This is a genomic window from Bosea sp. Tri-49 (genome assembly GCF_003952665.1).
GTDB lineage: Bacteria > Pseudomonadota > Alphaproteobacteria > Rhizobiales > Beijerinckiaceae > Allobosea.
Map to the genome: position 1 here is coordinate 5,459,341 of NZ_CP017946.1, position 11,841 is coordinate 5,471,181.

Sequence of the window (11,841 nt, forward strand, 5' to 3'; positions counted from 1 at the left end):
GGTTTGTCAGGGCTCGCGCTGCAACGCCTCGGCGGCGGCGGGGAAGCCGCGGAAGGAAAGCGGCAGCGCGACCTCGCGCTTGCCTGCATCGAGATAGCGCATCTGGCCGGCTTCGCTGAAGCCGCGCCAGCGCTTGAAGTCCGCGTCGCTCAGACTGGCTTCGGCGAAGCAGCCGCCGGGCAGGCAGCGCTGGAAGACGGCCAGCGCCTCATCCTTGTCGGCGACGGTGACGCGCACGCTCGCCTTGTCGCCGAGCGCAAGGTTGGGCGGAACCTGGATCACCAGCTTGATCGGCTCGTCCTTGACCGGCCGGCCGATCGCGACCAGGGCGATCGGGCCACGCTGGCCCTGCTGCTCCAGGGTCTGGACGATCTCGCAGACACGGGCGGCGACGCTCGCCTGGCAGCGCATCACCCAGTCGCCATAGGTCGCGGTGGTGTTGTCGGGTTGGGAGACTGCGCCGGGCGCGGGCGCCGTCTGCGCCTGGGCTGGCCGTTGCGGGGCAGGGCGCTGCGCCGGTGCCTGGGCTAACGCAGCGCCGGCCGCCAGGACGGACATAGAGAGGGCGAGGATGGTCAGTCGGCTCATGGCAGGGCGTGTCCGATAGCGGCGATGAACCGAGTTCAAGACCAGGATCGATCGTTGCGCAAGCCGGAGTTGTGAATGGGCATCAAGGATGCCAGCCGGTTTCCTGTGCCGGGGCGTCATCCTGCACTTCTTGTGCACGGGCTTCCTCGACCACGGCGAAGACGGCGCGCAGCGCGGCCTCGACGCCCTCGCCCGAAGCGGCCGAGAGCGCGATCGGGGTGCGTCCGGCGGCGCGCTTCAGGCGGGCGAGCTGCTCCTTGCGCACCTCCGGTGTCAGCGCATCGACCTTGGAGAGCGCGACGATCTCGGGCTTCTCATCGAGATCGGCACCATAGGCGGCGAGTTCCTTGCGCACCGTCTTGTAGGCCTTGCCGGCATGCTCGGTCGTGCCCTCGACGAGATGCAGCAGCACGCGGCAGCGCTCGATATGGCCGAGGAAGCGATCGCCGAGGCCATGGCCCTCATGCGCGCCTTCGATCAGCCCGGGAATATCGGCGAGCACCATCTCGCGTGCATCAACGCGAACGACGCCGAGGCCGGGATGCAGTGTAGTGAAGGGATAGTCGGCGATCTTGGGTTTTGCCGCGGTGACGGTGGCGAGGAAGGTCGACTTGCCGGCATTGGGCAGGCCAACGAGGCCGGCATCGGCAATCAGCTTGAGGCGCAGCCAGACCCAGCGCTCCTCGCCCGGCAGGCCGGGATTGGCATGGCGCGGTGCCTGATTGGTCGCGGTCTTGAAATAGGCGTTGCCGAAGCCGCCATTGCCGCCCTTGCACAGGACGAAGCGCTGGCCGGGCTCGGTCAGGTCGGCGATCAGGGTCTCGCCGTCCTCGTCGAGCACTTCGGTTCCCGGCGGCACCTTGAGCACGATCGCGGTGCCATTGGCACCGTGCCGGTCCTTGCCCATGCCGTGCTCGCCGATCCGGGCCTTGAAGTGCTGCTGGAAGCGGAAGTCGATGAGGGTGTTGAGCCCCTGCACGCATTCGACCACGACGTCGCCGCCGCGCCCGCCATCGCCGCCATTAGGGCCGCCGAACTCGATGAATTTTTCGCGTCGGAACGAGACGCAGCCGGCGCCGCCGTCACCGGCCTTCACATAGATCTTGGCTTGGTCGAGGAATTTCATGGAGGAGTAGGTAGTCGCATGAGCGCAGGAGAGCAATGCGTCGCGACGCTTCTCCGGGCCGGCGGCGTCGCACTTTACGCAGAATTATGTTGCAGTGCAGCAACGAATGCCCATTTCGGACGTTGTCACCCGCCAGCGCCACTCCGGCAGCTGACGATACAAGGGCCATCACGATGCGAAAGCTCTCCGACACGATCGCCCGCCTATCAGCCTATCGCACCCAGCTGGGGACCGGGGCGGGCGTCGATGTGTCCGGCCGCCTCGGCACCTTGCCGGATTTCGGCAGCAATCCCGGCGCGCTGCTCGCCCGGACCTATCTCCCGCGCGAGCTTCCGGCCGGTGCGCCGCTCGTGGTGGTGCTCCATGGCTGCACCCAGACTGCGTCCGGCTACGATCTCGGCACCGGCTGGTCGACCCTCGCCGAGCGCGACGGCTTTGCCCTGCTGCTTCCCGAGCAGCAGCGCGCCAACAACGCCAATCTCTGCTTCAACTGGTTTGAGCCGGGCGATATCCATCGCGGCAAGGGCGAGGCGCTGTCTATCAGCCAGATGATCGAGGCCATGATCGTGCGCCATGGTCTCGATCGGAGCCGCGTCTTCATCACTGGATTGTCGGCTGGTGGCGCCATGGCCGGCGTTATGCTCGCAACCTATCCCGAGCTCTTCGCCGGTGGCGCGATCATCGCCGGTCTGCCCTACGGGGTCGCGACGACCATTCCCGAGGCCTTCGACCGCATGCGCGCCCACGGCTTGCCCGGCGAGCAAAAGCTGCAGGATCTGGTGCGCTCCGCCTCCCGGCACGACGGACAATGGCCGAGGATTTCGATCTGGCAGGGCAGCGCCGACCGCACCGTCGCCCCTGCCAATGCCGCAGCGCTCATCGCGCAATGGCGCGGCGTCCACGGCCTGCCTGCCGAGCCCTTGGCGAGCGAATCGGTGGATGGCCATCGGCGCCGCGTCTGGCGTGACGCTGAGGGCCGCGAGCTGATCGAGGAGTACAGCATTGCCGGAATGGGGCATGGCACGCCGATCGCCGGCGACGGTATCGGCCGGGGCGGCCCGTTCATCCTGGCCGCCGGGATTTCCTCGACGCGCCGGATTGCCCGATTCTGGGACCTTTCGCCGGAGGTAGTCGAAACGGCGTCGCATTCCGCGGTCGCTGCGCCGCTAGCCCAAAAGCCTGCAACCACACCGGCCGCGACAACGGCAGTTCCCGGCGAACCGCCGCGGCATACCGGTCCGGCCGGCTCGAATCAGGCAGCCACGGCCGGCGTGCGCAAGATCATCGAGGATGCGCTGCGCTCGGCCGGGCTGATGCGGTGACGGTCCCGTCGATAAACGGGACCGCCCTCTTCAGGCGAGGCATGGCTCCTCGCTGAAGCTGTCCGCCTGCTGCTGCTGTTCGGCGGCAGGCAGCGGCGCCCAGCCGGAGGCGCTCCAGCTCTTCAGCGCCGCCCAGGTCGAGCGGTCGAGCCGGAACTGCTCGCAGGGGAAGAGGCCTCCGCGCGCCGGCAGCGACTTGAGGAAGGAGCCCTCCTGCCGAAAGCCGCTCTTCTCCAGCACCCGGCGCGAGGCCGGGTTGATGACGCGGGTATCGGCCTCGATCGCGTCGATCTCGACCAGCGAGAACATGGTGTCGATCAGCGCCTGCACCGCTTCGGTGGCATAGCCCCTGTTCCAGTAGGGCGTGCCGAGCCAGTAGCCGATGAAGGGCCGCCCGGTCGCCTGCTTGTGCGCGCCGATCATGCCGATCAGCTCGTTCGGCTTCTCGCGCGGGGTGATCGCCAGCACGAGATGCTCGCCGAGCGCATTGCCCTTGCGAGTGGCGAAGACGAAGGGATCGGCCGCCTGCGTCGGATAAGGGTGCGGGATCGAGGCGGTCATCTCGGCGACAGCCTTCTCGCCGGCGAGGCGCAGGATGGCGGTGGCGTCGGCGATCCGCGGCCAGCGCAGCCACAGCCGCCGGGTCTCGAGCCGGAAGACGTCGTCTCTCGTCAATTCGGGGAACATCAGGTTTCTCCGTCGGCGCAAACGAAAGGGGGAGATGGGCTTTGGTCCCATCTCCCCCTCGTTTGACCTTCGGGAAACCCGCGTGGGGTTCTTATTCCCTTGATCCGTCCGGTTCGATGGAACCGGCGGATCGAGAACATTCCCTATCCGCCGTTTACTCTGCGGCCTCTTGGGCCGGGACTACGTTCACGAAAGCTCGGCCGAGCTTCGTCGTGAATCGGACGCGACCGTTCGACGTGGCAAAGAGCGTATGGTCTTTGCCCATGCCGACGTTCACGCCGGCGTGCCATTTGGTGCCGCGTTGACGAATAATGATGTTGCCGGCCACGACCGCCTGGTCGCCGAAACGCTTTACGCCGAGACGCTTGCTTTCGGAGTCGCGACCATTGCGCGACGAGCCGCCTGCCTTTTTGTGAGCCATAACGCCCTACCTCAAAAACTCTTCAGTCCATGTAACCCGAATCGGCGGCGAAAGCCACCCCGACCGGGCGTGAAAGCTGCGCGGAGCCTGTCAGCGCCGGTCAGTAGTCCTCACCGGACGCCTGCTCGGCCTGGTCGACCTTAGCACGCGGCGGCTTGCCGGCGAGCAGCTCCTTGGCCTGCTCGACCCACTCCTCGCGAGTGGCGCGGCCACGAAGCTTCAGCTCCTCGTCCCACTTGGCGACGTCGGCCTCGGTCCAGGCGGCGATGTCGTTCCAGGAGGTGATGCCGGCGGCGCGCAGCTTCTTCTCGATGGTCGGGCCGACGCCCGAGATCAGCGAGAGGTTGGAGGCGTCGAGGCCCTCGGCCTTGGCTTCCGCCTTGGCCTTGGCAGGCTTGGCCGCGGCCTTGCCCTTGACGGCTTCGCTGCCGGCCTTGAGCGCGACCGGGGCAACTTCGCCCTTCTTCATCTCCGGCTTCTTGCCGCCGGTGAGGATGTCGGTGATGCGCACAACGGTCAGCTCGGCGCGGAAACCGCGCTTGCGCTTCGAATTCTGGCGGCGGCGCTTCTTGAAGGCGATGACCTTCTCGCCGCGGGTCTGCTCGACGATCTCGCCGGCGACGGTGATGTCGCCGAGGAACGGCGCGCCAACCGTCGACTTGTCACCGTCGGTCAGCATCAGCACGGAGCCGAAAGCGACGGTGTCGCCCGGGTTGCCCTCGAGCTTGGCGATCGTAATGCGGTCATTGGCGGCGACGCGGAACTGCTTGCCGCCGGTCTTGATGACTGCGAACATCTTAGTGTTCTCCATGTTGAGCCCCGCCCTGTCATGAGCCCTTAAAGGGGCGCACGCGGGACGGCTTTTTGGCAGTCGGTTGCGTGGTCGGGTTCGCTCTTGAAGCTCGCTGAGCCTGCCGCATCGAAGCGGCGCCGTCGGCGATAGCCAAAAGAGATCAGGCGCGGGTTTCCCCACGCCGGACGCGGCTTCCTAGTCGCGCACGGGCTGGCCGTCAAGGAAAAGCAGCATGGATGCGAATGATTTCAGGGCCGTGACAGGCTCGTTGCCGCATCGCATCGGAAAGGCTTGTGCGGAGGGGACGCGTTGTGTAGTAACCAGCCCGCTTCGACCAGAGCGACCGCGGACAGGTGGCAGAGAGGTTGAATGCACCGCACTCGAAATGCGGCATACCCGCAAGGGTATCGGGGGTTCAAATCCCTCCCTGTCCGCCATCGATCCTCTAAAGGGTTGATTTTCCAGAGAGCTTAGGCGCGGACGTCATGAGTTCGCCCGCAGCGTTTATGGTCGCGGGGCGGCGCGCTACCGCGACAATCCGAGCCAGCAGCCAAGGCCGGTCGAGCTGCGCGCAAAGCTATTGGCGCCACCGCCGCGCTGTGGGACGACCTTCCGCCTATCGACCTCACGGCTCTCGACGTCAAGGGAGCGAAAATCCGGGAGCTCGAAGCTTGGTGCCTGCGCGATGCAGACACCAAGCGGACGCTGCTCAATCCCAGCGGAGCGGACCCGCACAACCGATCGGACGACGGGCTAGCGCATGCGCCGATTTTGAAGGAGACCTAGTTCCCGCCGCACAATGCACCGGAGCTGGATCTTTGCCTTGAGCCCACGATACTTAATTCTTGCCGCCACCTTGTTGGAGGAGATCGCCGGGGGAAAGCATGCAGTCGGCGATCTGCTGCCCTCCGAGCACGAACTCGCCGAACTGCACGATGTCAGTCGCTCCACAGTACGGGCGGCGCTGCTCCAGTTGCAGAACCTCGGCGTGATCAGCCGGCGCAGAGGGGCCGGGACGCGGGTCGAGACATCGCGGCCTGCGGTTTCGAGCGCGGCTTACAATCAGTCGCTGCGGACATTCGATGATCTCGTGCAATATGCCGATGCAACCGAGCGCCGCGTGTTGGCGATGGCGGATGTCGTCGCCGACGATGCCCTCGCGCAGCGACTGCAGTGTCGCCCGGGACGGCGCTGGCTGCATGTCTCGGCCATCCGCGTCAGCACCGATGACGAAACTGCCGCGCCGATCTGCTGGACTGATCTCTATATCGACGGAGACTATGCCGAGTTGATGCGTCGGGATCTCCCCGGTTATCGGCATACCGTCTCGGCCCTGATCGAAGAGCGGCATGGGCGGCGTGTCAGCGAAATCCGGCAAACGATCCGCGCCGCTGGGCTGACGGAGGCTGTTGCCACAGCTCTCGCGGCCGCGCCCGGCGACCCCGCGCTCGAGATCACACGGCGCTATGTCGATGTCACGGGCATCGCCTTCATCACAACCTTTAGCCTCCACCCCAGTGATCGCTTCGTCTACGAGATGCGCCTCAGGCGACGCTCGGACAGCGCCGAGGGCTGAAGCCGGCGCGCGATTTCCCCGGATGTGAGAACGCCGGCCCCGGTTGACCGGTCGGGGTGGCTTGACATTCGATATATGTTCGAACATTTATAAAAGTACGAACATAGAAACTCTAGGGAAGACGCCAGGTGACCAGCACCGTTTTCGACTCGCGGCTGTTCCGCGACATGTTCGGCACTGCGCAAATGCGGGCGGTGTTCTCGGACGAGGGCCTGGTCAGCCGCTATGTCGAGGCTGAGCGGGCACTTGCCCGCGCCCAGGCGCGCTGCGGCGCGATTCCCAGCGAAGCCGCCGCCGCGATTGACGATGCCGGACGGAATCTCGTCGTCGACTTCGACCGCTTGCGCTCCGAAACCGAGATCGTCGGATATCCGATCCTGCCCCTCGTCCATCAGCTGTCCAAAGCGGCCGGCGCGGCCGGTGGCTTCGTCCACTGGGGCGCGACTACGCAGGACATCATGGATACCGCCAACGTCCTGCAGATCCGGGCGGCGCTCGATCTCGTTGAGCGCGATCTTGCGACGCTCGCGACGATCCTGGCCGGCCTCGCAGCGAAGCACCGCGACACGCCGATGGCCGGCCGCACCCACCTGCAGCAGGCCTTGCCGATCACCTTCGGCTACAAGGCCGCGATCTGGCTCGCCGGGATCGGGCGACATCGCGAGCGGCTGACACAACTGAAGCCGCGCGTGCTGGTCGGCCAGTTCTCCGGCGCGGCAGGCACGCTTGCCTCAGTGGGCGCGGGCGGCCTCGAGATGCAACGGCTGTTCTGCGAGGAACTCGATCTGGGCCAGCCCGCGATCACCTGGCACGTCGCACGCGACGGCCTCGCTGAGACCGTCGCGCTGCTCGGCCTGATCACCGGGTCGCTCGCCAAGATCGCGACCGACGTGATGCTGATGATGGCGACCGAGTTCGGCGAGGTCTCGGAGCCCTTCGTCCCGGGGCGCGGTGCCTCGTCGACCATGCCGCAGAAGCGCAATCCGATCTCGAGCGAGCTCATCCTCGCCGCTGCCAAGGCCGTGCGCCAGCACGTTGCGACCATGCTCGACGGCATGATCCACGATTTCGAGCGCGCGACCGGCCCCTGGCATCTCGAATGGGTGGCGCTGCCGGAGAGCTTCCTGCTCACCGCCTCGGCGCTGACCAACGCGAATTTCATGCTCGGCGGCCTCGTCGTTCACGAGAAGCGCATGCGCGCCAATCTCGATCTCACCGGCGGCCTGATCGTCGCCGAGGCGGTGATGATGGCGGCGGCGCCGAAACTCGGCCGGCAGCATGCCCATGACGTCGTCTACGGCGCCTGCCGCCAGGCGATCGAGGAAGGCGGCCGCCTCGCCGACATCCTGGCCGGCATGCCCGAGGTCGTCGCCGCGCTCGGCAGCCGTGAGGCAATCGAGCGCTGCTGCAATCCGGCCAATTATCTCGGCCTCGCCGGGGAGATGGTCGATCGCGTGCTCGGCGCGACTTCGGTCGCGACAGGCCGCGCCGCCTGACCACCTTGCTCCAATCGCTCTGAAAGACGCCGCAAGAGCGTCCCGCCCGTCACAATTCAAAGGGAAGAACGACCATGAAAGCTGTCATACTGGGGCTGGCCGCCGGCCTGGCTCTCGCCGGCCCGGCAAGCTTGTCCGCCCAGGATTTTCCGAGCAAGCCGATCTCGATGGTGATGCCCTATGCGGCTGGCGGACCCGGCGACACCCTGACCCGCATCTTGGCTCAGTCGATGAGCGGCCACCTCAAGCAGCAGGTCATCGTCGAGAACCTCGCCGGTGCGGGCGGCACGATCGGCAGCGCACGCGTCTCCTCGGCCCCGCCCGACGGGCACACGCTGCTGTTGATCCATGTCAGCCAGGCCACGAACCCGTTCCTCTATCCAAACCTCAAATATGACGTGATGAAGGATTTCGAGCCGGTCGGTCTGGTTGCCGATCTGCCGTCGGTGTTCGTCGCCCGCAAGGATCTGGCGCCGAAGAGCTTCGCCGAGTTGATCGCCTATGTGAAGCAGAACGCCGAGAAGGCGACCTATGCCCATGCCGGAGTCGGCTCCGCTTCGCATCTGTGCGGGCTGCTCTTCGCCGAGGCGGCGGCCGTCAAGCTGACCCAGGTGGCCTATCGCGGCAGCGGTCCGGCGATGAACGACCTGATCGGCGGCCAGGTCGACTTCATCTGCGACCAGATCGTCAACGTCGTCCCCAATGTCGAGGGCGGCACGATCAAGGCCTATGCCGTGACCAGCAAGGAGCCGGCCAAGGCGTTGCCGAACCTGCCCACTGCCGACAAAGCCGGGCTTCCTGGCTTCGATCTCACCATCTGGTATGGATTGTTCGCGCCAAAGGGCACGCCCAAGCCGGTGGTCGACAAACTTGTCGCCGCGCTCGACGTCGCGCTGAAGGACAGGGCGGTGCGGGACAACTTCGCCAAGCTCGGCGCGGAGGCTGTCTCCGCCGAGCGGGCGACGCCGGAAGCACTGCGCAAGCACCTCCAGGCCGAGCTCGACAAATGGGGCCCGGTCATCAAGAAGGCCGGCGTCACCGGCCAGTGACATCGCAGCTCCATTTTCGGCCATGAAAATCGTCGACATCCGCGACATCGCCGTGCGCCTGCAAGGCGATGTCGCCAATGCTGTGGTCAGCTTCGCCGAGCACGACGTCTCCCTGATCGCGGTCGTCTCGGACGTGATCCGTGCCGGCCGCCCGGTCGTCGGCTTCGCCTTCAACTCGATCGGGCGCTTCGCGCAGACCGGAATCCTGCGCGAGCGCGTGATCCCAAGGCTCAGGGTGGCCGCGGCAAGCGACCTGCTCGATGCGGAAGGTCGCCGCTTCGATCCGGCCAAGATCGCGGCGGTCGCGATGCGCAACGAGAAGCCCGGTGGTCACGGCGACCGGGCTGGTGCGGTCGCCGCGCTCGAGCTCGCGATCTGGGATCTCAACGCCAAGCTCGCCGGCGAGCCCGCCTGCCAGACGATCGCGCGCGCCTTCGGCCGCTCGGCGCCGGCAGCGACCGTCCACGCCTATGCCGCCGGCGGCTACTATTACCCTGGCGACAGCGCGAACGGGTTGCGCAACGAATTCGCCGCCTATCGCGATCTCGGCTTCACCGCCTTCAAGATGAAGATCGGCGGCGCGCCGCTGGCGCAGGATCTGGCGCGTATCGAGGCGGCGCTGGCGCTCGCCGGCGACGGCGGAGCGCTGGCGGTTGACGCCAATGGCCGCTTCGACCTCGACACCGCGCTGGCCTATGCGCAAGCGATCGCGCCCTACCGCCTGCGCTGGTACGAGGAAATCGGCGACCCTCTCGATTTCGACCTCAACCGCCGCCTCGCCGAGCGTTATGAAGGCGCGATCGCGACGGGTGAGAACCTGTTCTCGGCTGCCGACTCCAGGAATCTTCTCCTCTTCGGCGGAATGCGTCCCGGGCTGGACCTGTTCCAAATGGATGCCGGCCTAAGCTACGGGCTGGGCGAATTCGTCCGCATGATCGCGCTGATGGAGCAGCATGGCTTCGACCGGAGACAGGCCGTCCCGCATGGCGGGCACCTGATCAATCTGCATATCGTGCTCGGCCTCGGGCTCGGTGGCTGCGAATGCTATCCGGGCGTCTTCCAGCCTTTCGGTGGCTATCCGGCGGTCTGCATGCTCGGCGCGGGCGAGGTTCGTGCCGCCGACGCGCCCGGCTTCGGCCTGGAACAGAAGCTGGAGTTGCGGCCATTCCTCGCCGAGCTCTGCCCACAGGCGTTCTGATGACTGTGAGAGGGCAAGCTACGATGCAGTCCCGCACCGAGCACGATGCCTTCGGTCCGGTCGAGATTCCGGCCGACCGGTACTGGGGCGCGCAGACGCAGCGCGCTCTCGCGGTCTTCGCTATTGGCGAGGAGCGCTTTCCGGCCTGCCTGATCCACGTCTTCGGCCTTCAGAAACTGGCCGCCGCCCGCGCCAATCGCCGCCTCGGCGCATTGCCGGCCGGGATCGCCGAGATCGTCGAAACGGCAGCGGAGGAATTGAGAGCCGGCGAACTCGACTGCCACTTTCCGCTGACGATCTGGCAGACCGGCTCGGGCACGCAGACCAACATGAACGTCAACGAGGTGCTGGCGAACCGTGCGAACGAGTTGCTCGGTCATGGTCTCGGCACGCGCGCGCCGGTCCATCCCAACGACCACGTCAACCGCTCGCAATCCTCGAACGACAGCTTCCCGACGGTGATGCACATCGCCACGGCGCTGGAGCTGCGCGACAGGCTCATCCCGGCGCTGACCCTGCTGCGCGATGAACTGCAGGCCGGCGCCGCGCGCTTCGCCGGAGTCGTCAAAATCGGCAGGACGCATCTGATGGACGCGGTGCCGATGACGATGGGCCAAAGCTTTGACGCCTTCGCCCGGCAGATCGGCCACGGCATCGACCGGGTGATGGCGACATGGCCGCGGCTGAGCCTGCTGCCGCAGGGCGGCACAGCCGTCGGCACCGGGCTCAATGCGCCGCCGGGTTTCGATCTCATCTTCTGCGAGGAGGTGAGCGCGCTCGCCGGCATCGCCTTCACGCCCAACCCCAGCAAGTTCGAGGGCATGGCCGCGCATGACGTGCTGGTGGAAGTCTCGGGTGCGCTCAACGTGCTGGCGGTGTCGCTGAGCAAGATCGCCAACGACATCCGCTGGCTTGGCTCCGGGCCGCGCTGCGGCCTAGGCGAACTCGTCATACCCGATGACGGGCTGACCTCCTCGATCATGCCGGGAAAGCGCAACCCGACGATAGCGGAGGCGCTGCTGCAGGCCTGCTGGCAGGTCATCGGCAATCACGCGACAATCACGGCGGCCGGCGCCTCCGGCAATTTCGAGCTCAACGTCGCCAAGCCGGTCCTGATCTACAACCTGCTGCAATCGATCCGGCTGCTGGCCGACGCCGCAAGCGTGTTCGCGACGAGGCTCGTACATGAGCTCGAAGTCGACGCTGCGAAGCTCGCTGCCAATGTCGAGCGCTCGCTGCTGCTGGCAACCGCGCTGAACCCGGTACTCGGCTACGATGCCGTCGCGACGATCACTGCGAAGGCCGTCGCGGACGACCTGACACCGCGCCAGGCCACGATCGAGCTCGGCTTGCTATCGGGCGAGGAATTCGATCGGCTGGTCAGTATCAGGAAGCACCTCTGAGCGATTGCGGCGGCGCTGGCCGCCATTGTTGCCGCCGAAACCTAACGTCGGCAGCGAGCGCCGCCATAGCCTGGCTCCAGCGCAGCTGCGGCGGCGCGCACAGGGCGACGGCCGGGACATGCTGGTCGCGGGCGATCTTGCCCAGGCCGACGATGGCAAGACGGATCGGCGGCATCGGTTCA

The 11,841-nt window shown here is 66.5% G+C and carries 11 protein-coding genes, 1 tRNA gene and 1 pseudogene; 7 read left to right on the forward strand and 6 right to left on the reverse strand.

The window, feature by feature from the left end; all coding sequences use genetic code 11:
• Positions 1-6: 6 nt before the first annotated feature.
• On the reverse strand, positions 7-588 hold the full coding sequence (locus BLM15_RS26310; protein ID WP_164547649.1) for an invasion associated locus B family protein: 582 nt from the start codon (positions 586-588) through the stop codon (positions 7-9).
• Positions 589-670: 82 nt separating this feature from the next.
• Positions 671-1,714 (reverse strand): GTPase ObgE, encoded by a 1,044-nt coding sequence (gene obgE / locus BLM15_RS26315; protein ID WP_126115515.1) that lies wholly within the window; start codon positions 1,712-1,714, stop codon positions 671-673.
• Positions 1,715-1,887: 173 nt separating this feature from the next.
• Between obgE and BLM15_RS26320 the strand changes: the two genes are divergently transcribed.
• On the forward strand, positions 1,888-3,036 hold the full coding sequence (locus tag BLM15_RS26320) for an extracellular catalytic domain type 1 short-chain-length polyhydroxyalkanoate depolymerase (protein WP_126115516.1): 1,149 nt from the start codon (positions 1,888-1,890) through the stop codon (positions 3,034-3,036).
• 30 nt (positions 3,037-3,066) lie between these two features.
• Here BLM15_RS26320 and BLM15_RS26325 read toward each other — a convergent pair whose 3' ends face one another.
• The 3 genes from BLM15_RS26325 to BLM15_RS26335 form a co-directional block, all read right to left on the reverse strand.
• A complete protein-coding gene (locus BLM15_RS26325; RefSeq protein ID WP_126115517.1) occupies positions 3,067-3,723 on the reverse strand; it encodes a GNAT family N-acetyltransferase in 657 nt (218 codons plus the stop codon).
• A 154-nt stretch (positions 3,724-3,877) separates the two neighbouring features.
• On the reverse strand, positions 3,878-4,144 hold the full coding sequence (rpmA, locus tag BLM15_RS26330; protein ID WP_091842353.1) for a 50S ribosomal protein L27: 267 nt from the start codon (positions 4,142-4,144) through the stop codon (positions 3,878-3,880).
• A gap of 100 nt (positions 4,145-4,244) precedes the next feature.
• Positions 4,245-4,940: a 50S ribosomal protein L21 gene (locus BLM15_RS26335; RefSeq protein ID WP_126115518.1), complete on the reverse strand. Its 696-nt coding sequence runs from the start codon at positions 4,938-4,940 to the stop codon at positions 4,245-4,247.
• 344 nt (positions 4,941-5,284) lie between these two features.
• Between BLM15_RS26335 and BLM15_RS26340 the strand changes: the two genes are divergently transcribed.
• The 6 genes from BLM15_RS26340 (at position 5,285) to BLM15_RS26365 (ending at position 11,659) form a co-directional block, all read left to right on the forward strand.
• Positions 5,285-5,374 (forward strand) — tRNA-Ser (locus tag BLM15_RS26340).
• Positions 5,375-5,796: 422 nt separating this feature from the next.
• Positions 5,797-6,513, forward strand: a complete 717-nt coding sequence (locus tag BLM15_RS26345) for a GntR family transcriptional regulator (protein WP_164547650.1) — start codon at positions 5,797-5,799, stop codon at positions 6,511-6,513.
• 167 nt (positions 6,514-6,680) lie between these two features.
• Complete coding sequence (locus tag BLM15_RS26350; protein ID WP_126116375.1) at positions 6,681-8,009, forward strand: class-II fumarase/aspartase family protein; 1,329 nt, start codon at positions 6,681-6,683, stop codon at positions 8,007-8,009.
• A gap of 74 nt (positions 8,010-8,083) precedes the next feature.
• Positions 8,084-9,058 (forward strand): tripartite tricarboxylate transporter substrate binding protein BugD, encoded by a 975-nt coding sequence (locus BLM15_RS26355; RefSeq protein ID WP_126115520.1) that lies wholly within the window; start codon positions 8,084-8,086, stop codon positions 9,056-9,058.
• A gap of 22 nt (positions 9,059-9,080) precedes the next feature.
• Positions 9,081-10,256, forward strand: a complete 1,176-nt coding sequence (locus BLM15_RS26360; RefSeq protein ID WP_126115521.1) for an enolase C-terminal domain-like protein — start codon at positions 9,081-9,083, stop codon at positions 10,254-10,256.
• Between the two features lie 23 nt (positions 10,257-10,279).
• A complete protein-coding gene (locus tag BLM15_RS26365; RefSeq protein ID WP_206438575.1) occupies positions 10,280-11,659 on the forward strand; it encodes a class II fumarate hydratase in 1,380 nt (459 codons plus the stop codon).
• A 49-nt stretch (positions 11,660-11,708) separates the two neighbouring features.
• On the opposite strand, the pseudogene BLM15_RS31680 reads toward BLM15_RS26365, so the two are convergent.
• Positions 11,709-11,834: pseudogene (locus BLM15_RS31680) on the reverse strand (gfo/Idh/MocA family oxidoreductase); the annotation flags it as partial.
• Positions 11,835-11,841: the final 7 nt, after the last annotated feature.